The organism is Clostridium sp. TF06-15AC (genome assembly GCF_003481165.1).
In the GTDB taxonomy this organism is placed as follows: Bacteria; Bacillota; Clostridia; order Lachnospirales; family Lachnospiraceae; genus Otoolea; species Otoolea fessa.
This window is the reverse complement of the sequence record NZ_QUKS01000004.1, coordinates 284,793-307,821: the sequence shown is the minus strand read 5'-3', so window position 1 is coordinate 307,821 and position 23,029 is coordinate 284,793. Positions and strand designations below refer to the sequence as shown.

Annotated in this window: 23 protein-coding genes; 21 read left to right on the top strand and 2 right to left on the bottom strand. The window is 46.9% G+C overall.

Annotated elements, in window-relative coordinates:
* Window positions 1-282: 282 nt before the first annotated feature.
* The 7 genes from DXC57_RS10445 (at window position 283) to DXC57_RS10415 (ending at window position 7,594) form a co-directional block, all read left to right on the top strand.
* Window positions 283-924, top strand: coding sequence for a hypothetical protein (locus tag DXC57_RS10445; RefSeq protein ID WP_022359975.1), 642 nt, complete (start codon window positions 283-285; stop codon window positions 922-924).
* Window positions 925-1,253: 329 nt separating this feature from the next.
* Window positions 1,254-2,144: a tetratricopeptide repeat protein gene (locus tag DXC57_RS10440; protein WP_022359976.1), complete on the top strand. Its 891-nt coding sequence runs from the start codon at window positions 1,254-1,256 to the stop codon at window positions 2,142-2,144.
* Window positions 2,145-2,291: 147 nt separating this feature from the next.
* Window positions 2,292-3,272, top strand: a complete 981-nt coding sequence (locus tag DXC57_RS10435; RefSeq protein WP_118652498.1) for a DUF4037 domain-containing protein — start codon at window positions 2,292-2,294, stop codon at window positions 3,270-3,272.
* A gap of 108 nt (window positions 3,273-3,380) precedes the next feature.
* Window positions 3,381-3,995, top strand: coding sequence for a DUF4125 family protein (locus DXC57_RS10430; protein ID WP_118652496.1), 615 nt, complete (start codon window positions 3,381-3,383; stop codon window positions 3,993-3,995).
* 421 nt (window positions 3,996-4,416) lie between these two features.
* Complete coding sequence (locus DXC57_RS10425) at window positions 4,417-6,090, top strand: AAA family ATPase (protein WP_118652494.1); 1,674 nt, start codon at window positions 4,417-4,419, stop codon at window positions 6,088-6,090.
* Window positions 6,091-6,200: 110 nt separating this feature from the next.
* A complete protein-coding gene (locus DXC57_RS10420; protein ID WP_118652492.1) occupies window positions 6,201-6,860 on the top strand; it encodes a hypothetical protein in 660 nt (219 codons plus the stop codon).
* A 113-nt stretch (window positions 6,861-6,973) separates the two neighbouring features.
* A complete protein-coding gene (locus DXC57_RS10415) occupies window positions 6,974-7,594 on the top strand; it encodes a hypothetical protein (protein WP_118652490.1) in 621 nt (206 codons plus the stop codon).
* A 348-nt stretch (window positions 7,595-7,942) separates the two neighbouring features.
* On the opposite strand, the gene DXC57_RS10410 is transcribed toward DXC57_RS10415, so the two are convergent.
* A complete protein-coding gene (locus DXC57_RS10410; protein WP_118652488.1) occupies window positions 7,943-9,094 on the bottom strand; it encodes a glycerate kinase in 1,152 nt (383 codons plus the stop codon).
* A gap of 202 nt (window positions 9,095-9,296) precedes the next feature.
* On the opposite strand from DXC57_RS10410, the gene DXC57_RS10405 reads away from it, so the two are divergent.
* The 3 genes from DXC57_RS10405 to DXC57_RS10395 are packed head-to-tail and all read left to right on the top strand — an operon-like array spanning window position 9,297 to window position 11,976.
* On the top strand, window positions 9,297-10,100 hold the full coding sequence (locus DXC57_RS10405) for an N-acyl homoserine lactonase family protein (RefSeq protein ID WP_118652486.1): 804 nt from the start codon (window positions 9,297-9,299) through the stop codon (window positions 10,098-10,100).
* 44 nt (window positions 10,101-10,144) lie between these two features.
* A complete protein-coding gene (locus tag DXC57_RS10400) occupies window positions 10,145-11,389 on the top strand; it encodes a Tm-1-like ATP-binding domain-containing protein (protein WP_118652484.1) in 1,245 nt (414 codons plus the stop codon).
* Window positions 11,386-11,976, top strand: a complete 591-nt coding sequence (locus tag DXC57_RS10395; RefSeq protein WP_022359985.1) for a class II aldolase/adducin family protein — start codon at window positions 11,386-11,388, stop codon at window positions 11,974-11,976. The genes DXC57_RS10400 and DXC57_RS10395 overlap by 4 nt, the downstream gene beginning before the upstream one ends.
* Before the next feature lie 104 nt (window positions 11,977-12,080).
* Here the strand turns inward: DXC57_RS10395 and DXC57_RS10390 are convergent, their stop codons facing one another.
* Window positions 12,081-12,740 (bottom strand): GntR family transcriptional regulator, encoded by a 660-nt coding sequence (locus DXC57_RS10390; RefSeq protein ID WP_118652482.1) that lies wholly within the window; start codon window positions 12,738-12,740, stop codon window positions 12,081-12,083.
* Between the two features lie 288 nt (window positions 12,741-13,028).
* On the opposite strand from DXC57_RS10390, the gene DXC57_RS10385 reads away from it, so the two are divergent.
* The 11 genes from DXC57_RS10385 (at window position 13,029) to DXC57_RS10335 (ending at window position 22,937) form a co-directional block, all read left to right on the top strand.
* Window positions 13,029-14,153, top strand: a complete 1,125-nt coding sequence (locus DXC57_RS10385) for a C4-dicarboxylate TRAP transporter substrate-binding protein (RefSeq protein ID WP_243101453.1) — start codon at window positions 13,029-13,031, stop codon at window positions 14,151-14,153.
* A 140-nt stretch (window positions 14,154-14,293) separates the two neighbouring features.
* Window positions 14,294-14,827 carry a TRAP transporter small permease gene (locus DXC57_RS10380; RefSeq protein WP_118652480.1) on the top strand — a complete coding sequence of 178 codons (534 nt, stop codon included), beginning with the start codon at window positions 14,294-14,296 and terminating at the stop codon, window positions 14,825-14,827.
* Window positions 14,824-16,152, top strand: coding sequence for a TRAP transporter large permease (locus tag DXC57_RS10375; protein ID WP_118652478.1), 1,329 nt, complete (start codon window positions 14,824-14,826; stop codon window positions 16,150-16,152). The genes DXC57_RS10380 and DXC57_RS10375 overlap by 4 nt, the downstream gene beginning before the upstream one ends.
* A 17-nt stretch (window positions 16,153-16,169) precedes the next feature.
* Window positions 16,170-16,814, top strand: coding sequence for a cysteine hydrolase (locus DXC57_RS10370; protein WP_022359990.1), 645 nt, complete (start codon window positions 16,170-16,172; stop codon window positions 16,812-16,814).
* 478 nt (window positions 16,815-17,292) lie between these two features.
* Complete coding sequence (locus tag DXC57_RS10365; RefSeq protein ID WP_022359991.1) at window positions 17,293-18,246, top strand: L-lactate dehydrogenase; 954 nt, start codon at window positions 17,293-17,295, stop codon at window positions 18,244-18,246.
* 236 nt (window positions 18,247-18,482) lie between these two features.
* Window positions 18,483-19,157 carry a DNA/RNA nuclease SfsA gene (sfsA, locus tag DXC57_RS10360; protein ID WP_118293955.1) on the top strand — a complete coding sequence of 225 codons (675 nt, stop codon included), beginning with the start codon at window positions 18,483-18,485 and terminating at the stop codon, window positions 19,155-19,157.
* A 29-nt stretch (window positions 19,158-19,186) separates the two neighbouring features.
* Window positions 19,187-19,777 (top strand): nitroreductase family protein, encoded by a 591-nt coding sequence (locus DXC57_RS10355; RefSeq protein WP_118652476.1) that lies wholly within the window; start codon window positions 19,187-19,189, stop codon window positions 19,775-19,777.
* Between the two features lie 55 nt (window positions 19,778-19,832).
* Complete coding sequence (locus DXC57_RS10350; protein ID WP_118652474.1) at window positions 19,833-20,264, top strand: N-acetyltransferase; 432 nt, start codon at window positions 19,833-19,835, stop codon at window positions 20,262-20,264.
* 138 nt (window positions 20,265-20,402) lie between these two features.
* The gene (locus tag DXC57_RS10345) at window positions 20,403-21,317 is read left to right on the top strand and encodes a hypothetical protein (RefSeq protein WP_243032356.1); all 915 of its coding nucleotides are present in this window, start codon (window positions 20,403-20,405) and stop codon (window positions 21,315-21,317) included.
* Between the two features lie 108 nt (window positions 21,318-21,425).
* Window positions 21,426-22,259, top strand: coding sequence for a hypothetical protein (locus tag DXC57_RS10340; RefSeq protein ID WP_118652472.1), 834 nt, complete (start codon window positions 21,426-21,428; stop codon window positions 22,257-22,259).
* Window positions 22,260-22,277: 18 nt separating this feature from the next.
* Entirely contained in the window at window positions 22,278-22,937 is a 660-nt protein-coding gene (locus DXC57_RS10335; protein WP_243101447.1) for a TraX family protein, read from the top strand.
* Window positions 22,938-23,029: the final 92 nt, after the last annotated feature.

Below are 23,029 nucleotides of genomic sequence, written 5' to 3'. Positions count from 1 at the left end.
GGTATCCCGCCAGATTTCAGATGCTCTGGTAACTTAGTTACCGAGTAGTTCACAGTCTTAGTATCGGGTGTGTGTTCTGTTTGTGAGAAAAAAATGCCTGGAGAAAAGACAGAAAAATAAAAAAATATACATATGATGACAGATTTTATCTTGTTAAACGCCACATTTTCTAGTATAATAAGGGTATCAATCCATGGATGGAAGTGACTGTGAACATGGAACTTTTAGAAGCAGTTTCAAACATTTATGAACACCTATTTAGATGGAGAAGGGGGCGTTTTTATGGAGAAAAGTTATACAAAGATCTACACAACTGGAGCGACAGTACCGTTAAAGATTCGGCCAGGACATTTCGCAACAAACCATGCACATATCAATTATTACATTGATGTGACGACCCTGAAAGCGAGAACGAAAGAGGCGGAGGAAGTTGCACAGGCGCTGGTTGGCATGTATCTGTATGACACCGTGATCGACACGATTGTCTGCATGGAGGGCACGGAAGTTATCGGTGCTTTTCTGGCGGAGGAGCTGGCAAAGGGCGGTTTTCTCTCGACGAACGCGCACAAATCTATCTATGTAATCAGCCCGGAGTTTAACAACAACAGCCAGATCATTTTCCGTGACAACCTGATTCCGATGATCCGCGATAAACATGTGATGATCCTGATGGCATCCGTGACGACGGGACGTACCTTAAATAAGGCAGTTGAGAGCATCCAGTATTACGGTGGTATCTTACAGGGCGCATCGGCGATTTTCAGTGCGATGGATTCGCTGGATGGTGTGCCGATCAAGTCAGTCTTTGGCAAGAAGGATTTACCGGATTATACGTATTCAGATTACCGTGACTGCCCGCTCTGCAAGGCAGGAAAGAAGATTGATGCGCTGGTAAATACGTTTGGATATTCGCCGATGGGGTGATGCGGCGATCGGAAGTTGCTTCGTTTGATGAATACAGGATTTGTAAAAGCCGGATCGTTGAAATGAAACGCGATCCGAATGCGGGTGCTGCATGGCGGCATAGAAAGCATTATTGAGAAAGAGATAGATTTTACAAGGTTTGAGAACAGATAGTGGATACCGCAAAACCACAGAATCCGTGCACTGACCTGTCAGAAATAAGAAGATGGGGAGCAGAGGGATGGGAAAAAGGTTTTGCGGTATCTCTTTTTGTGTCAAAGGTGCCAAGGCACATTAATGAAAAAAATAACAGAAACAAGAATAAAGAAGGGAAAGAAAGAGGGATAAAAATGGATACACAGCAGATGTTTCAGGAACTGGATCGCCTTTATGCGCAGGGAAAACTGGACGAAGCGGAAGAGAAAATGATGGGCTGGATGAAGGAAGGGCTGGATTCAGGGAACAAAAGCCTTTGCCTGATGATGTGCAATGAGATGGAAGGACTCTACCGGAATACCGGACGGGTTGCACAGGCAGTCGATATGGCGGATATGGCGCTGTCCCTGATTGCGGGGATGGGACTGGATGGTTCGATCCACCATGGAACGACACTTTTAAATGCGGCAACCGCGCGCCGGATGGCAGGAGATGTGGAGAAAGCGCTTTCCCAGTACCGGGAGGCGGAAGCGATTTTTAAGAATCTTGGAAAAACGGATGGCTATGAGATGGCAAGTCTCTACAATAATATCAGCCAGATTTATCAGGAACAGGAGGAACATGAAAAGGCGCTGGAATCGCTGGATAAGGCGCTGGAACTAATTAAAAAGATGGAGAACAGCGAGGCGGAGGTGGCAACGACCCATGTCAACCGGGCGCTATCCTTGATGGCGCTGGGACGGCTGGATGAGGCAGACGAGGAGTTAAAGGAAAGCCTGACCTTTTATGCGTCCCCGGAGGGCGTGCAGTCGGGACACTTTGGTTCGGCGCTGGCAGCAGCCGGGGAGCTGGCATGGCGGCGCGGCAATTATGATCAGGCGATCGGGCTGCTGGAAAAAGCGCTGATGGTAACGCAGTCCCGGTTTGGCGAGAGCGATGCGTGCGCGGTGATCCGCCAGAATCTGGAGATGATCAAAAAAGAAAAGGAAGAAAAAGGCATTACCGGAGCTGCAGACAAGAAGGAAGACAAGGGCGGAAACCCGAGCCACTGTGCGAGCTGTCAGTTCAAGGATGCGAAATTCTGAGACAGGACAAGAAAAAAGCGTTTTTTGAAAAGTTTTCAGATGGAAGATTTGATAAAAAGCGTGCAAGAAACGCGCATGAAAAAAAGATACTGAAAATAGAGAAAACGTAGAAATAGAAAAAACCATAAAATCAGGTAGGGGGATTAGATGCAGGGACTAGAACTGGCAAAACGATATTATGAAGAAGTCGGGCGTCCGATGCTGGAGCGGGATTTTCCAGAGCTTCTGCCGCGATTGGCGGCGGGACTGGTGGGCGAAGGTTCGGAATGTCTGGGATTTGACGATGCGATATCGCAGGATCACGATTTCGGGGCGGGTTTCTGTCTGTGGTTTTCGGCGGAAGATTATAACCAGTACGGAAATGCGCTTCAGGATGCCTATGACCGTTTGCCAGGGGAGTTTGCAGGTGTTCCGGCACGCCTCACAAGTGCGCGGGGCGGCGGACGTGTCGGTGTGTTTGAGATAGAGGCATTTTACAGCCGTTTTATCGGGATGGAACAGCCGCCAAAGAGCCTGATGCGCTGGCTGCATCTGCCGGAAGATAAGCTGGCGGCAGTCGTGGGCGGGGCAGTATTTGAGGATGGACTGGGAGAATTTTCTGCGATCCGCGAGGCGATCCGGAAGTATTATCCGGAGGATGTCCGGATCAAGAAGATCGCGGCGCGGGCAGCGAAAATGGCGCAGTCGGGACAGTATAATTATGGCCGCTGTATGCGGCGGGGCGATACGGTTGCGGCGATGCTGGCGCTCGATGAATTTGTGCGGCAGGCGATTTCGATGGTCTATTTACTAAACCGGACGTATATGCCTTACTATAAGTGGATGTTCCGGGGAATGGAAAACTTTCAGATTCTGCCGGAGGTGGCGGAAAAAATCCGGGAGCTTTCGGTGATGGGAGATACGAGCGAGATGTGGAAGCCGCCGTTTCCCCCGGGATGGAATCCTTATGTAAACCAGTTAGATCCGCGTGTGGGTCGGATCGAGGAAATCTGTCAGGCGGTGGTTGAGGAACTGCGAAAACAGGGACTGACTGACAGCCGGGATGCATTTCTGGAAGCGCATACGTGGGAGATCATGAAACGGATTCAGGATCCGGAGCTGAAAAAATGTCATGTGATGGAAGGATAAGCCGCGGATAGACACATCAAAATGGGAACGCGCATGGACTGTAACTGAAAGAAAAGATGCAGGAAATTGATTTGGAAGGGATCTGGCAAGCGAAAGGGAGGACAGCGTATGACGAAACAGGAGAAAATAGAGAAACTGATTCAGATGGAGTGGGAAGATTTTCAGAAAGTCAATAACGAGGGCGGACGTGCTTCTTGTCAGGACGATCCGGAGACATTTTTTATCATGCGACGAAGCCATTTTGCACCGTGGACAGAGGAACTCATAGACTGCGTGCAGGCGGATATGGACCGCGCCCATGAGCAGGGGCGCAATCTGGTAATGGAGAAATATGCGTGGATGATGGCGAGCACCGCACCGGAGCAGTTTAAGAAACTGCATCATTTTCTGATTGATCCGACGCTGGCGGGCGAACAGTGGAGTGATGCGATCGTGAAACAGCAGCTTGCCTGGATGGAAGAGTACCAGGCGAAATATCCGGTGCTGGCGTCTGGAAACCGGCTTCTCTACAGTTCTGAAGATACGCCGTATGATACTTCCTTCCAGACGTACCTGCTTGGAGAACTGCAGACTTACTCGGACAGCACTCTGCATACGTACTGGCAGTTTATCAATGAACTGAAAAAGGAAGGAAAGAGTCTGGCACTTCTGACGATGGAGGCGGAAGTGAAGGCATATGGATATGAGGGGCTGGATGCGGCGGAGAAGGCGCTCTCTAAATAAAAATTAGAAGGATGCATATTCGAAAATTTATGGCAATGATTTCGAAAAAGTGAATGTATAATAGCTATATACAACCGTTGCATTTACGATAAGGCAATAAAGTGCCCATATAAGAAGCACGGAAACTACTTCTGGATTGTGATGCCTCACCGGACGACTTACGTCGGCACGGTGCTTCCCAATCCCATACATTCGAATTTTTCGATGGCATTGGATTTTCTTTCTTTCAGAAAGAAACTTCTCAGAGCGGGATTTCCATTGCCTGCGGATGCAGCTTCTGTGTAAAGCTCTTTGCTCCTCGGAGCGGATTACTGTGCAGAAGTTAACAACAGGCAGGTGCGAGTGCATCGCCTTCTGTAAGAAACGGTGTTGTGCAATCTGTGAAAAACTGTGAGGTATTGAGACGAAAGGAGCAGCAGAAATGAAAAAAATGAATATTCCTGTTGGGGTTTCAGACTTTGAAGAAATTCGTAAAAACGGGTATTACTACATCGATAAATCGGGGCTGGTCAGAGAGCTGCTCAGTAGAACAGGAACAAAAGTGACACTGATTACCCGTCCTCGGCGCTTTGGAAAGACGCTCGGCATGAGTATGCTGGAAAGCTTTTTCGATATCCGAAAGGACAGCAGAGCGTTATTTGAAGGGCTAGAGATTTCGGAAAACCAGGCGCTGTGCGATGCGTGGATGAACCAGTATCCGACGATTTTTGTTTCGTTTCGACAGGTAGATGGTCTTAACTTCACCGGAGCGTACGACATGCTCACATGGGTTATCTCAGAACTATATAAAGAGCATCACTATCTGCTGGACAGCGACAGTATCGGCACCAGTGATAAGGAGATCGCGAAACAGCTGGAATGGGGACAGGCTTCCATGAAGGACATGAAAGGAAGCTTAATGTTGCTTACCAGGATGATGCAGCGGCATTATGGAAAGCCTATCATTCTTCTTATAGATGAGTACGATGTTCCTGTCGCGAAAGCGAACAACAACGGTTACTATAATGAAATGCTCGATGTTATGAAGGGATTGATGCAGGCTCTGAAAGACAATCCGGCACTTCGTTTTGCTGTCGTGACAGGCTGCTTAAAGATCGCGAAAGAGAGCATCTTTACGGGAACCAATAATTTCGTATCGGATACGACCACAAATTCTCGTCTCAACGAGTATTTCGGCTTCGTACAGAGCGAGGTTGATGAACTGCTGAAAGCTGCTGACGTGACAGAACAGGCAGAGAACATGAAGAAATGGTATGATGGCTACCATTTCGGAGATTTTGATGTCTACTGTCCGTGGGATGTCATGAATTATATGCTGGAGCTTCAGCATAATCCGAAGGCAAAGCCGATCAGCTACTGGAAAAACACAAGTGACAATGCCATTATCCGTTCCTTTATCGATTATGCGGGCAGTACGATCACAAAGAAGCTGGAGACACTGATGGCGGGCGGCTGCATCGTCCAGCGTGTGGATGAAAACCTGACCTATGATTATCTCCATTCATCAGAAGATAACCTCTGGAGTACATTGTATCTGACGGGATACTTAACACGGGCGCGGGAAGAGGATTATACGGGTGAAGTTCCAGACGGTATGGTAGCCCTCATGATTCCGAATGCAGAAATTAACGAGATTTTCGAAACAACGGTCATCAAATGGTTTGATGACAGCGCGAAGAAGTGGAATCGAAATGCGCTGTTTGATGCCGTCTTTAGTGGTGACAGTGAAGGTATTAACAGGGAGATGAATGCCCTGCTCCGGCGCACCATCAGTTATCATGACTATCGGGAGGACTTCTACCACGCATTTCTCGCGGGCATTTTTACAGGCGCTGGATATATGGTGGACTCCAATAAGGAGCATGGAGAAGGGCGAAGCGATGTGGTCGTTTATGATCCCATCAATGCGCGCGTTGCGATCTTCGAAGCGAAGTACACAAAGACCCTGGGAAACCTGGAGAAGGATTGCGATACGGCTTTGCAGCAGATCGATGATCGGATGTATGCAAAGGAATATGAGGATGACTACGATCAGATTTTCTGCTACGGTATCTCGTTTTTCAAGAAACGCTGCATGGTAAAGGAAAAAGGTTAATTTCTTTAAAAATACGTATCTTAAAAACAAATCACCCTTTAAACCATTATCCGTTTGTGAGATAATAAGATTATAAGAAAAACAAAATACTCAAAAAAGGAGAGATGAATATGAAGATAAGAAAGAAACTAATCGCATCTGCAATGATTGTAGCCATGATGATGGGCACAGCAACGACTGCACTCGCTGGTCAGTGGCAGCAGAATTCAAAAGGCTGGTGGTGGCAAGAGGATAATGGCGCTTACCCGAAGTCACAGTGGCAGTGGATCGATGGCAATAAGGATGGCATTGCAGAATGCTATTACTTTGATGGCAGCGGCTATATGCTTTCAAATACCACGACCCCGGATGGATATGTAGTAAACGGTGATGGGGCATGGACGGAAGGAGGAGCAGTAAAGACGAAGAACGTAAGCACAGAACCCGTGACGGCAAATACGTCAAACGACACGGCCACAAATTCACAGGCTCCGGCAACCGATGTCTATAGTGGAACCTATGCATACAATATTGGCACTTACTCGTTTTCCATGAAGATCGTGTATGACCCGGCAACCAAGACGCTGACAGATACCGAGTGGCTTCCGGGATTTGGCGGAGTCACGGATACGTACCATTATGCAGGTGTGAATGAGATGGGCTACACCGTGTTTGAATGCACGAGTTCGAATAAAACCGCCATCAGTGGTGATTCATATGTTTATTTCTCAGCACCTGGTGTAATGGTCGTAGAGACTGAGAATGGCTATGAGAACGTAAAAAAGCAGTAAAAAGAAGAAAACGATGAAGTTACGAAAGAAGTTAATCGCGTTATCTGCGCTTACATTATCACTCATCATGGTTGTTCCGGTGTTTGCGGATAACCCGGTCGGATGGCAAAAGAATGAAACAGGCTGCCGGTACAACAAATACCAATAGACCATCGTCAAAGGAGATCATTAATTATCTGTATCGTGGAAGAAGCGCAGAAATAAGGAATGAAGCGATTGGAGAATTAATTGACACTTCAAAACCGGAGTGGAACAATGGCGTCACCAACATTTACATGATAGATGCCGTTGGCGCTCCACGTTGGAGCCATACACATGGCGGATGGTATTATGTAGGCTACGACAATACGGACGTAGAGGCGGTTGCGCTGAATGATGAAGGCTATCTTCTTGCAGATACCGTGACACCAGATGGATATTATGTAAATAAGCGGGGTGTGCTCGAAATTGATGGCCGTGAAGTAACGCACTGTGAAGAATGCCTGTATACCGCAAGCAGCGTAAATGTGCTGGATCCAAATCATGTGGATCTAAGTAAATATAACGCTTGGGAAATCGGCATCGGCCATAGTTGGCGCATGAGTAGTTTCCCATACGGAAAACTGATTTATAATCATGTTACTGGAATGGATATAGAACAGGGTGGCATCGGATCCAACATTGTAAGCCATAATGATTTCGGCGTTTGCGCGGTATGGGATGCAGAAAATTCTTATAAGCACACGAAAAAATAAATAGATTTTTAAGCAGCGGGAGAAATCCTGCTGCTTTTTTTGCGCTGATAGAAAAACACCAGATTTTCACGAGACAAAGGAAGGTACGCATGAATTTCACCAAAAACACGATTTACACAACATATAATAAATGGAAAATAAATTTACATATTTCACAGAAGAAACACTTAAGAAGCTTTATGGTTTGATGTAAAAGATTATCCCGACTTTTTTGATATATTTTCACAGAAAAACGGAGTATTCTGCCAGAATTCCGGATAATCATAAAGTCGGGATAAGTGGTGTGAGAGGACGGGAGCTAATCACTCCCTCCTACTCGATTATCAGCACATTCTTTGTTTCCAATTTTTACGAAAACCGCCGAACCACCCGCATCACCTGTTCCACCGTATCGCTCAGATTCTTCCGGGCGGATGCCGGTTCCATTGCTTCTTCCAGCGAGCAGATGGAGCGGAGAATTGGGAAAAAGGCGTCGATTCCGGCATCGTTACACTGGATGGCATCTGGGGTGACGCAGCCGGAAAAGGCGAAGACGGGCTTGCCGTATTTTTTAGCCAGTCTGGCGACGGCGATGGGGGCTTTTCCCATAGCAGTCTGTCCGTCGAGACGACCCTCACCGGTGATGACGATATCGCTGTCCCGGATGAACGATTCCAGAGAAGTTTCTTCCAGCACGATCGAGGCGCCCGGTTCCAGGACGGCGTTCATATAGCTTAAAAAGGCAAATCCGAGACCTCCGGCGGCACCCGTGCCGGGAACCGTTGGATCGGCGTGTGGAAATTGCCGGGCAGTGAGGACGGCGTATGCCTGCATCCAGCGATCCATATTTACGATATCTTCCCTGGAAGCGCCCTTTTGCGGACCATAGACGGCACTGCAGCCATTTGGACCGCAGAGCGGATTGGTGACATCGCAGGCGATCCGGAAGCTGCACGCGGACAGTTCGGGAAGAACGGAGCCGGTACGGATGGAAGAAAGCTCTGACAGTCCGGCGGCACCCGGGGAGACGGGCGTTCCGTCTTCTTTGAAAAATTGATATCCCAGCGCGGAGAGCATGCCGAGTCCGCCATCGTTGGTGGCGCTGCCGCCGATGCCGATCAGGAAACGCCGGCAGCCTTGGCGGATGGCGTCAAGGATCAGTTCTCCGACACCGTAGGTGGTAGTGCGGAGTGGATTGCGTTCCGCAGCAGCCAGGAGCGGAAGTCCGGAGGCAGCAGCCATCTCGATCACCGCAAGCGGTTCGCACTGCCCCGGTGAGGTGAGAATCCCGTAGTCGGCTTGAAGGGGGCGTCCGAGCGGATCGGAGACGGAGATGGTGCGGATCCTGCCGCCCAGTCCTTCCGTCAGGGCATCCACGGTTCCCTCGCCGCCATCTGCCAGAGGGCGCACGAAGACTTCTGCCTCGGGATAGACGCGGAGAATGCCGCCTTTGGCGGCGTTTCCGGCTTCCATCGAGGTCAGACTTCCTTTCAGGGAATCGATTGCAACCGTAATTTTCATATGAGGTTCCTCCTTTTTTGTGTTTTGGATCCGATTCATTGTTTCTTTCAGATGGAAATTGAAACTTTTCTTGACAGCTATGCTTCTTTTTATTATAATACTATTGGACACTGGATACAATATTGGATACCCCATTTTAAGAAACAAATTTGGCATTTATTCCATGTTTGCGATAGCCGGACGAGCGGCAGGAGGTACCGATATGAGTAATTTAACAATCAGACCAATCAACACTGGTTTCGTGACGATGATTCCGAAACAGTATCTTTACCACCATTCTACGGTGGCATATTATCCCGATGCTTCCGATCGGGAGGAAGAATACCCAGTTTTTACGTATCTGGTAGAGGGCGGAGACAAGCTGCTGCTTGTGGATACGGGCATGGCATACACAGAGCGCGCCGATAAATACCACCATCATGGATCATACCAGCCGGAGGGCATGGCGATCGCGGATCAGCTTGCAAAGATCGGATATAAACCGGAGGATATTGACATTGTAGTGTTTACCCATCTGCACTGGGATCATTGCTTCTATATGGAAAAATTCACGAATGCGAAATTTTATGTAAACAAGAAGGAGTACGAATTTGCGATGGATCCAATCCCGCTCTATTACAAATCATACGAGGCACCGCAGCTTGGCATTACCCGCCCATTTGAGGGAATTAAGATGGAACTGGTAGAAGGCGAGGCAGAGATCATGCCGGGCGTGCGCGTATTTGAGACGCCGGGACATTCCATCGGTCATCAGTCGGTTGAGATCGACACGGCAGCGGGCAGATATATTTGCTGTGGCGATGCAATTTTCATTATGGATAATACGAAACCGATTGAAGAGATTCATTATGATATTACGCCTCCGAACCGGTTTTCAGATATTGTCTCCGCCTGGAAGAGCATCGAGCTTATCAAAGCCCGGGCAGAGAGTCTGGATAAGATTCTGACCTGTCATGACCGCGAGATGTTAGATCGGGTTTCGAAAACACCGATCCTTGGTCTTTAAGACGAAAGGCAGGTGAAAGAAGAAGTTCGTGAGACTTCGAGAAAATGGCAGTGGTTGGGGTAATTGCAAGCTGTGACACGAAATATCATGAAGTACAGTTTGTACAGAAAAAAATAAAAATGAGCGGAAACAGTCCGCTGATACTCGATGTCAGCACGGGACCGCATATTCCGATGCGCGCAGATGTCAGCCGGGAGGAGATTCTGGCAATGGGTGGTTATACCTGGGAGCAGGTGCACGCGATGGACAAGAGCGGTGCGATCGCAGCGATGACGGAGAGTATTTCCAAGATGCTGTTAAAACTCGTCGAGGAGAAAAAGATTGACGGCGTGATGGGAATGGGCGGACTGCAGAATACGGTCATGTGTTCTGCGGCGCTGCGCCTGCTTCCGATCGGATTTCCGAAGATTATCTGTTCCACGATCGCCAGCGGATACCGGTATTTTGACACGGTTGTGGGCGACAAAGATATCATGGTGGTTCCGTCGATCGTTGATTTTGCCGGTATGAACCCCGTTAATGAGGCGGTGTTGGGAAATACAGTCAGTGCCCTGATTGGCATGGTGACATATGGGGGAAAACGGATCGATACACATGGGGAAAAATATATCGCGACAACGCTTATGGGGATTACGAATGATACCGTGATGCGGGCATCCGACGAGCTGACGGCGCGCGGCAGAAAGATGATCAGCTTCCATTCGACCGGAATCGGCGGCCGGGTGATGGAGTCGATGATCCGCGAGGGCGTTATTTCAGCCGTTATGGATCTCTCACTGCATGAGATGACAGCGGAATATTTGGGCGATTACGGATACAGCAAGGGTGCGGATAACCGCCTGTGTGCGGCAGCGGAGATGGGGATCCCGGCGTTGATCTGCCCGGGCGGCATTGATTTTGCGTGTCTGAGGAAAGAAGAACTTTTAAAAGATGAGGAAGATCGGGGGTACGTATGGCATAATCAGGATTTAACACATACGCGCCTGTATGAGAGCGAAATTCTGGATATTACACACACGATCGTGGAACGACTGAATCGTTCCAAGGGAAAAACGGAGGTCATTCTCCCGATGGGGGGACTGCGGACAATGAGTTATCCGGGGGAATTTTTCTATAAACCGGAGACAATTCAGAAGATGCGTCAGATTTTCGAGGCGGATCTGAAGCCGGAGATTGTGTTTAAAGCGTATGATCTGAATTTCTGTGATCCTGAATTTGCGGATATCTGCGCACAGGAGATGGAAGCGCTGCTGAATGAAGCGGAGAGCAGCAGAAAGGAGAGCGCATGAAATATCAGGAATACAAAGAGCTGAGCGATGCGATGGAACAGGCGGCGCACAAATTTTATCAGCTCCGCTATCAGATGAGCAACGGCGGAAATCTGAGTATGCGTGTGCCAGGGCATGACTGGATGCTTGTGAAGGCGACGGATGTGGCGTTTGACGAGGTGTGCGCGGACACAATTGTTGTGACGGATTTTGACGGAAACTTGATTGAGGGAAATCGGAAACCATCCAAAGAAGCTCTTTTGCACGGTGCGATCTACCGGGAGATTCCGGAGGTGTGCGCGATCATGCACTGCCATTCCCCATATGCGACTGCGTGGGCGGATAAGCATGAAGCGCTTGATTTTTCGACGCATCATTCGGAAATGAAGCTGGGCGGAAATGTGCCGGTGTTTGACACCCATTCGTATGCCGTTCCGAAGGAATATTTCCCGATGATTCTGGAAGAGTTCCGGAAAAATAAGGAGATGAATGCGTTCCTTCTGCGCGGTCACGGTCAGGTAACGGTGGCAGGGACGATGCGCGGGGCAGCTTATCTGGCGGAACTTGTCGAGGAGACGGCGCAGATTTCGCTGCTGGCGGGGAGATAAGAAAAGCAGAAAAAAGTAATAGGCGGTGAACGCAGAGAGACAGGAACTGCGCTCATCGCCTTTTGTAATTATACGGCTGTCGATGCTTGGTAGGTGTTTTGTCTTTAAGAAAAATTGGCTTGGCGTCCAACACATTCGACAACATCCTTCAGATGACCGTAGATTGCCTGTTTGGTGGCGTCGATATCGCGATTTTTCAGTCCCTGGATGATCTTTGCATGCTCGGATAGAGTATCGTTGATGCGTCCCTCCAGAGAGTAGTAGATGGATTTGAAGGAATCACATTTATTCCAAAGTCCCTGCAGGATCTCAACGGTGTCGTCGCAGCCGGAGAGCTCACAGATCCGGGTGTGAAACTGGCGGTCCAGCTGCATAAATTCCTTCGAATTATTGGAAAAATCGAGCATTTTTAAACTAATCTCTTCCAATTGGCGGATATCGTCATCACTTGCCCTGATACAGGTTCTGGCGGCGCAGTACTGCTCCATCAGGATACGGATGTCGTAGATTTCCGTCAGACGTTCCTTGGAGAGCTGGAATACGACTGCCCCACAGTGCGGTTTCGTGATCAAAAGTCCCTCTGCTTCCAGACGTTTGATTGCGTCGCGGACCGGGGTGCGGCTGACGCCAAGTGTTTTGGTGAGGCGTTCTTGGGCGATATGTTCGCCTGGCTTAAACTCACCTTGAATAATTGCATTTTTGACCCAGAGATAGACTGAGTCGGAAACGGTTGTATATTGAATAATTGGTTGTGTCTGATCCATAAACCATGGCTCCTTTTAAATTTCTTTATGATTATTATAACCGAAAAGGAAAGGAATAGCAATAAAATTGGATAATGTATCCAATCTGAAACTAAAATATTGTTTAAACTGTACAGAATGATGTTTATATAAGAAAGTTTATTGACAAAACAGACAGATGGTGTTAGAGTAATAGTATCAAATTGTATCCAATATCCGGTGTCCAACGGAGAAGCGAAACAAAAAAGAAACGCAGAACGTGAAAAAGATAAAAAGAAAGGAAGAAGGAACATGAGGAGAAGACGATTTGTGGCATTAGGTTTAGCAGCGATAATGGCAATGACGGCAATGACGGGATGCGGTGGAAGTTCATCTGCGAAAACAGACAGTACAACAGGCGGCGATAAAAAACAGGCAGAAGCAACCAGCGGAAAAGAAAAGATTACACTTCGAATTGGATCCGGACATTCGGAATCCAACCCATGGATCACAGCGCTGGAAGATTATTTTGTGAAAAATGTATCGGAGAGAGTCAGTGAAGAGACAAATTATGAGATCGACTGGGTTAAATCCTACGGCGGTTCAGTTATCTCCCTGGGAAATGAGTTGCAGGGCGTGCAGGATGGTCTGGTCGATATCGGATGTACGATTCTGGTGTTTGAGGCATCCAGACTTCCGTTACAGGATATGGTTTACAGTATGCCGTTCTCCTGTTCCGATCCGCTGATTGTAGCAGAGACGATCAAACAGATGTATGAGAAATATCCGGAATTCACTTCGATTTATGAAGACAGCTACAACCAGAAGTTCATCGGAATCGGCGTATCGGATCCGTATGGATTCTTTAGCACGAAAGAAGTTAAGTCTCTGGAAGATGTAAACGGAATGAAGATCGGCGCGGCAGGCATCAACCTCTCCTGGATCGAGGGCTCTGGTGCAGTCGGTGTCCAGACTTCCTTAAATGATACTTATCAGAACTTACAGACGAATGTATGCCAGGCGACAATTCAGCCGACCCATTCCTGTGTCAACTTAAAGGTATATGAGGTGGCGCCGTATTATCTGGACGCAAACTTCAACGTAGTTCCGTTCAATGCAATTACTGTCAATATGGATACCTGGAATGACCTGCCGGAGGATGTACAGAACATCATTTCCGAGGTTGGCGAGGGCTATCTGGACTATGAGTCTGAGTATATCAATACGATTCACGAAGAAGATATCAAGGCGCTGGAAGAGCAGGGCTGTACTGTTACAACTCTGAGCCGCGAGGAGCAGGAAAAATGGGCTGCAAGTCTTCCGGATGTTGTCAATGGTCTGGTAAAGAGCCTTGACGACGCTGGATACAATGGTTCCGAGATCGTGGAAGATTACTATGAGATTCTGGAATCCAAGGGCGTAGAGAGAGTACGCGACTGGAAGATCAGCGAGTAAGAAAACTGAAGGGAGCGGCTTGTCGCAGAGGAGAGTGTGAGCCGTGTGAAGAGTGCATCGGGACATACAGCGAGGGTATGTCCCGACGTGTTCAGAAAGACAGAGAAGGAACAGACAGAAGAGAGAAAAGGTGGGATGATATGTCAGTCCTTAGAAAATTAGATCGGTGTCTGGAACGTTTTTTGAGTATTATGGATGGAATTGCAGCGATCTCTGTATTTGGAATCATGCTTCTGATTACAGCGGACGTTCTAAGCCGATTGATATTAAATAAACCGTTCGCGGGAACGGCGGAAATTGTCAGCAGCATTATTATTATCGTATGTTTTCTGGAGATTCCGTATGTAGCAGTTAAGGGAGCCCATGTCCGGACAACTATGCTGTATGATAAGGTCGGTGTAAAGGGAAAACATGTGATCGATATTGTGGCAGCGCTGATTGGCGTTTTGGTGTATGCATTTATTATCCGGGCAAGCTGGGGAAATCTGTTAAATGCAATTTCGATTCATGAAGCGGAGATAGCCGGATCGGTCCGTATCACAACGGTTCCGGGGCGTTTTTCCATTATATTCGGTTCCGCGCTGATGATTCTGGAATTTATCAACCAGATTATAAAGTATACGTATGAATTAGTCACAGGAAAAAGCTTTGCAGAAGGGGGGAAGGCAGAATGAGTACAGGAGCAGTAGCAGCACTTTCATTGATTCTTTTGCTGGCGCTGATTTTCTTTGGTGTTCATCTGAGCACATCCCTGATGTTTACCAGTGTGCTCAGCGTATTCCTTTTCACGGGACGTTTTTCAACAGCGATGAACGTGCTAAGCCAGTCGGCGTGGGGCGCGGTCCGGCAGTATATGTTCGGTGTTATTCCGCTGTTTGTCTTGATGGGACTTCTGGCGAACTTATCCGGCGCCAGCCAGGATTTGTATGATTCAGCCAGCCTTTTATTAAAGAAAGTCCGGGGCGGCGTCGGAATCGCGACGGTTATCGCCAATGCGATTTTCGCAGCTATCACAGGTGTTACGGTTGCGTCAGCGGCTGTTTTTACGAAAATTGCACTTCCGCAGATGCTTCGTCTGAAATATAACCGTAAGATCGCGCTGGGAACGATTTCTGGCTCTGCGATTTTAGGCATGTTGATTCCTCCGAGTCTTCTGATGATTGTCTACGGCTCGCAGGCGGACGTATCGATCGGCAAGTTGTTTGTGGCGGCGGTTATGCCGGGTATTCTGATGACGATCGCATTTATCATCGTCATTTTGACGGTCGCACATATCAAACCGGATTATATTCCGGAGGTAGAGGAGCTGACTGAGTATGAAAAAGAAAATTTCTGGAAAATTGTGCTGCGTCCGTGGCCGATTGTTCTTTTAATTATCATCTCCCTCGGAGGTATCTGGTGTGGATTCTTTACCCCGACAGAAGCAGGCGGAGTCGGTGCGTTCGGCGCTTTCCTGATTGTGATTTTCCGGAAGCGATTCAACCGCAAGGAGTTCTGGGAGACGCTTTTATCGGCAGGTTCAACCTCCGGCAGCGTTCTGATTCTTCTGGTATCGGCATCCACATATTCCAAGACGTTGTTCATGTGCGGTGTCATCAATGTACTCCGGGATCTGGTAGAAGGTTTCAGCATCCCGCCGATCGGAATCGTTTTATTATTTATCCTGATTCTGATGGTACTGGGATGTATCCTGGATTCTACTTCGATTCTGCTTTTAACGACGCCTCTGATGTGCCCGATTATGGCAGATTTAGGCTATGACTTAGTATGGTTCGGTCTGGTTATGATCATTGCGATTGAAACCGGTATGATTACGCCTCCGTTTGGCATGAACGTATTTACCGTTAAATCGTCCCTGTACGGAATGGATGGCATGGAGGGAATCACAGTCAACGAGATTTTCGCCGGTTCGATGTGGTTCTTGGCAGCGATCATTATTGTCGATTTGATTTGTATTTTCATTCCGCAGATTGTATTATTCCTGCCGAATGCGATGTAATAGGAAAGGAGAAGTGTATGGCACAGATTAAGATTCCGAAAGAGAAAGTTGCGATTGTTTTGATTGAACCGCAGAATGACTTCTTGTCCGAGGGCGGAACGATGTACGCCCACATCAAGGAGCAGCTCGCCGAGCGTCATGTCATCGCCAATCTTCAGGATTTACTGGAGAAGGCGCGAGGTCAGGTGGCAAAAATCTTTTACTGCCCGTTCCATCCGTTTGATCCGGGATTTCCAGAGCTGAAAAAGGGTGGTCCGGCGTGTGAGGGTCTGCGTGGAATCGAGATGGATATGGAAGCAGACTGGGGAACCGGCGCATGGCTGCGCGGCACACCGGGACCGGAGATTATCAAAGAATTGACTCCGCAGCCGGGTGATGTGGTGGTTGAAGGCAAGAAAACGCTGGACGCGTTCCATTCGACTGGTCTGGACTATTATCTGCGGGCAAATGAGATCGAGTATGTAGCGTTTACCGGTTTCCATACCGACTGGTGTGTAGAGTCATCGGCGCGTTCGGCGTATGATAAGGGCTACCGTGTCATCGTCATCAACGACTGCACCGCGACCGATACGCAGGAAGAGCAGGATTTCTGTGAAAAATGGATTTTCCCGAAGATTGGAAAAGTCATGAACCATGAGGAATTTCTGGAGGCGCTGGAGTAGTGAGAATGTGAGCGCGGCAGAGCTTTGAAATAAAAAAACGAAAACATCCCACGGGATTGCCGGAAGTAGCAGTTTCGTGGGACTTTTTTTGTCTATCGATGAAAATGTTGATTTTGCATGTTTTTATTCAATTTTACATAAATAAGATAGTTACGAAGAACTCTGCTTGCTGTGATGCAAAGTGAAAATAGATTGCGGCAGGATCGAAGTAGCGGGAATGTGCGGAAAAATACATGATGGAAACTCCTCTTTGCTGGTAAACACATTGTCGTCGGATGATCAGAAAGTGTTGTAGTTTCTATTTTTGTTGTTTAAACAACTGAAAAAATGTCCCAAAGCATGTATACTCTTTCTTGTAAGCGGCACAATACATATGAATGGCAGGAGAGACTAGAGGTATGCTTGTCCATATGCAGGGAGCGGATGCTAGAAACATGGACATGTAGTATAAGCCGGAGAAAAAAGGAGAAATGAGCGTATGAGCAGAGAGGTAAATCCAAGAAAAGCGGCAGTCATCGGGTGCGGATTTGTGGGTTCAGCAACGGCATTTACACTGATGCAGAGCCGGTTATTTTCCGAGCTGGTTCTGTTAGATGTAAATATGGAAAAGGCGGACGGCGAGGCGAAGGATATCGCGCACGGGATTCCGTTTGCAGGGCAGATGAAGATCTACGCGGGCACGTATGACGACGCGGCGGACGCGGCGATCATCATTATCACAGCGGGGGCGAACCAGAAGCCGGGGGAGACGCGGCTTGACCTGGTGCAGAAGAATACGGCAATTTATCAGAGTATCATCCCGGAGATTGTAAAACGCGATTTTGGCGGGATTCTGCTGATCGTATCGAATCCGGTGGATATTTTGACGTATGTGGCATTGAAACTGAGCGGGCTGCCGGAGAACCGGGTGCTCGGTTCGGGTACGGTGCTTGACACGGCACGGCTTAAATATGCGCTGGGCGAACACCTGGGCGTGGACAGCCGGAGTGTACATTCGTTTATCATCGGTGAGCACGGGGACAGCGAGATCGCGGCGTGGAGCAGTACGAATGTATCGGGCATTCCGCTGAACGATTTCTGCGAGATGCGCGGGCATTTTAACCACGATGCGGCGATGGACGCGATCGCGGAGAAGGTCAAAAACAGTGCTTACGAGATTATTTCGAAAAAACAGGCGACGTATTACGGAATTGCGATGTCGGTAAAACGTATCTGCGAGTGTATCGTCCGCAATGAGCGCTCGATTCTGCCGGTGTCTGCGATGATGCACGGGGAGTACGGCATCGAAGATATCACTCTGAGTATGCCGGCGATCGTGGGAATCGGGGGTGTGGAGACGCATGTACCGATTGCATTGAGTGAGGAAGAGGCGGAGAAGCTGGTGGAGTCGGCTAAGAAACTGAAAGAGGTAGCGAAAGGGCTGATAGAATGATGCCAGATGGGCTGCCGTACATTGGCACGGCAGCCCATCTGAACCAATCGGTTTTACTATAAAATTCTTTTCTATCAGTAAAGGCCATCTTTTAGGCAGCCGCCTGATTTTCTTTCTGGGTCAGTAAGGAGACAACGATCAGGGTAAGGAAAGAAAACGGAACTGCAACCAGGACGCTGCCAGTGAATCCAATCGTGTAAAATGAATGTTTCAGTACATATAATAGGAAACGTCACATGAAATATGATAAGATAGTGAAAGCAATTTTCATAGAACGTCCCAATCGTTTTATTGCGCGGGTAAAGATTGATGGCTCGGAAGCGGTAGAATCGGTTCATGTAAAGAATACGGGACGTTGTCGTGAATTACTGCTGCGGGGGGCGGAAGTGATTTTGGAAGATTGCATAGAAAAGAATCCAAATCGAAAGACTCGCTATGATTTGATTGCAGTTAAGAAGAATAAAAAATGGGTTAACATTGATTCTCAGGCACCGAATAAAGTGGTAAAAGAATGGCTGATGACACAGGGGTATGATTGTATTAAACCAGAGTATACCTTTGGAAATAGCCGGATGGATTTCTATATGGAAAAAGGAAAGCAAAAATATCTAATGGAAGTCAAAGGCTGCACCCTTGAGATAGACGGAGTTGGATATTTTCCAGATGCCCCGACGGAAAGAGGAGTTAAGCATTTAAGGGAACTTGCAGCTGCGTGCGGACAAGGATATAAATGTTTGATAGCATTTGTGATTCAAATGGAAGGCATCAGTGAAGTCAGGCCGAATACGGAAACGCATCCCGAATTTGGCGCTGCACTTCACGAGGCAAAGGCAGCAGGTGTTGAGGTGCTTTTCCTGAAATGTCATGTTGGGATGGATAGGTTGGAAATCATAGGAGAAGATGAGTCTTGAGGGCAAGGTTCTAAAGGAGAGAGAAATCTATGATACGTGAAATTGAGAATAGAAGAAGTATAAGAAAATATAAGCCAGATGAGATCGAAAGGAAGTTAATTGACGAGATCATATACAGTGCTTCCCTTGCACCATCTGCTAAAAACAGGCAGCCTTGGAAATTTATTGTATATCAGGGGAAAGAAAAAGATAAACTGGTTGATGTCATGCGTCATGGTATAAATTCAGAAAAAATGACCCATGAACTTATGCCGGAATGGGCATTTGCCATACCGGATGCTGAGAATACCGTTAGAATCATGCAGGAGGCCCCATGCCTTATAGCAGTGCTTAATACCAACCAGCATACTCCATTTGCAAGAATTGAAAATGAAAAGCGAATTGTTGAAATATGTGATTCACTGTCCATAGGTGCGGCGATTGAAAATATGATTCTGACAGCAACGGGATATGGATTGGGCACCTTATGGATTGCCAATACTTGTTTTGCCTATAATGAGCTGATGGATTTTATCGGAACAGACAGCCAATTGACAGGAATTGTTGCGATTGGATTTGCCAATGAAGCTCCGGCTAAAAGACCAAGGAAACCTTTCGAAGAAATTGTTGAGTACAGATAGGTAAATCGTAATGAGTTAATCGTGTTATAATCAGGTTGGATGGAGAATAATCGTTATGATTAGAAAGTTGCAGAAGGCAGATATAAACAGAGTCGCTGACATATGGTTGAAAACTAATCTGAAAGCACATTTTTTTATTCCTGAACAATACTGGATAAGTAATTATGAATTCGTGAAGGAAATGCTGCCACAGGCGGAAGTTTATGTGTATGAAGATGATAAAATGATTCAAGGCTTTATAGGAGTAAGTGATGAATACATAGAAGGTATTTTTGTTTCTGACGAAATGCAGTCATGTGGCATAGGTAAAATGTTGTTGGATTACATCAAGGATAAAAAAGACAAATTACAGTTAAAGGTATATCAGAAGAATGTCAGGGCAATGTCTTTTTATCAACGAGAAGGATTTACTATTCAGAGTGAAGAGATGGACGAATTCACAAGAGAAAAAGAATATGTGATGAATTGGGAATCGTCTGGAATTTGAATACCCATGGCAGGAGGGGATGAACCGCCTGTTTGTTTACAAGATGGAAGATGATTCCCATCGGATGTAGTATTTTGCAGCAAGAATGCCGATGAGATTCTTCACCAGAATAAAAATATCTGAAGGGAGGCTTTTGGTATGAAAAATAGAAAATACAGTCTTGTTTTTATAATGCTTTTGTGTATGATAATGGCAGTTTCAGCATTTCCGATGACAGTCAATGCCGATATGGGACCAAAGGCCTCTGTTCGGATTCAGTTTGAGCATATGGGGGATGAGCTCTGTTATGGAACTTTGCTGTCGAAGGAGAAATCTACTGGTCCGGCAAGTGCCTGGGATGGAAGAACGGAGAGTGCCCAGAAAGAGTACATGGATCCTGGTATCTGGAAGATCTTTGTGAATTACAAGGATCCGGATGGATACTATTTTCTGCAGCGGAGCTGGAAGGTAAGTGAAAGCAAAGAGCTTGCATGGACCTATTATCCGCCGGATGATTTTAAAATCCTTCTGTATTATCCGGAAACGGAAACCTTTGTATCCAGTGGAATTTATGCTCGTTATGCATTTGATACGTATTATACAGTGGATATGGATGGTGTGGATATCGGTTCGGTGGAATACAATGATGATTTGAGTACCAATGAGCGGATTGAGGCCTACCGTTCGTATAATTACCGGCAGGAGATGCTGGCTCTTGGAGCAAGGATCGTCCTTACTATTTTAATCGAAATGCTGGTGGCGCTGCTGTTTGGTTTCAGACAGAAAAAACAGCTGTTGATTCTGGCTGTTGTCAACATTATTACGCAGATTATCTTAAATGTGCTGCTCAATGTGATTAATTATAATTCCGGCCCTCTTGCATTTACATTTTTCTATGTACTTTTTGAGCTGATTGTATTTGCTCTGGAGGCAGTGTTGTATTGTACAATTCTTAAGAGGATATCAGAAAAGAAAAAGGAGGATGCATATTATATCCTGTATTCCTTTGTGGCCAATCTGATCTCATTTGGTGCTGGATTATTCCTGGCGGCAAAACTGCCAGGCATGTTTTGATATAGAGATAAGTTAAGGTGACTTCTCAACGTGTTCAAATAGAAATGGCTCAGAAGAAAGTTCATCCAAAGTGATAACATCTTTTTGAGCAGAGAGGAATGGATATATATGAAAAAACTTCTAACTTTTATGATTGTGTGGACTTGTTTGCTCACCCTGGCTGGCTGTGGCAAGAAGGACATGGATTATACGATGCAAAATGAGTCAAGTGTTGCAGAAAGTGTCCGGGAGACCGGTGAGGAGTCCATATTGATTCAAAATGAGGATGCAGGGGAAGGGGAAAATGCGGCTCCTGAAACTAAGTATATCACCATTGACTTATCCGGAGTTGGGGAGATTCATCCGAAGGGAGATGCAGTTTCACCGTTAACGTTAAAAATTGTGTCGGAAGAGGAAAATGGAATCGATTTTGCGAACGAATGGTATGAAAGCAAACAGTTATCCCTTCCTATGGTCGGAAAGGAATGGAATAATTTCTATGATGACGAATATCAGTATATCTGGTCCGGGGATGCGCTGTATATTTATGAAAATATTTCCGGAAATTGTCTGTATGTGCTGGAGTATCCAACGGATAAATGGTATATCAACGGCAATAATGCCTGCCTCCTGGATGATATCTTTTATGGCATCAGTGTGACAAATGGTTACGCACAGCCGGATAGCTGCTTTATGTTTGCCTATGATCTGGAAAATAACAAGCTTCTTTGGCGAAGTGGGGATCAGACCTGCAACACCATGAATTTTATTGTAAAAAAGGATGTTATTATCTGCGGGTATGGTTTTACCTCGGAAAAGGATTATCTTTATCAGCTCAACCTTCACACCGGCGAGGTTATTGCAAGCCTGGAGCTGAAAAAACAGCCGGATCTTCTGGTGCCTCAGGACAATATGCTTTATGTTCACACATACAGCTATAATTATACGATAGAAATGCAATAGGAAAGGAACAAGAACTGAATGGATTCATCTGCTTCAAAAAACTTTGAACTTACTGCAGCTGTCCTGCACATTATCGCCATGACACTTATGCTGATGGATCACCTTTGGGCGACGCTTCTTCCTGCTAGGGAGTGGCTTACCTGTGCCGGAAGAGTGGCATTTCCTATCTTCGCTTTTATGGCGGTGGAGGGGTACTTCCACACCAGAAGCTTTAAAAAGTACATCCTTCGGATGCTGCTGTTTGCAGTGCTTTCAGAAATTCCCTTTGATTTGATGTACGGCGGTACCTGGTTTTATCCGGTTCACCAGAATGTCCTCTGGACATTCCTGTTGGGCCTTTTAGGTGTCTGGCTTATGGAACAGGTACGGAAAAAAGGAAAAACCTGGATGTATCTGCTGGTGTGCGTTTTGGTTGTGCCGGCAGGTCTGGTACTGGGAACTCTTTGCATGGTGGATTACTACGGGGTTGGTGTTCTGACGGTATTTGTGTTCTATTTCCTACATGGGCGGAAATGGTGGTGCTTCTTGGGACAGCTGGCTGCCCTATACTGGCTGAATGTGGAACTGCTGGGCGGTCTGATGTATCCGGTTCAGCTCTTTGGCATGGAATTTGAACTGTGCCAGCAGGGGCTTGCGCTTCTGGCATTGATCCCCATCTGGCTGTACCGCGGCAGATAAGGCTACCACAGTAAACCATTCCAGTATCTCTGTTATGCATTTTATCCAGTTCATATGCTGCTGCTTGTGGTGGTACTGAATTTCATCAACCG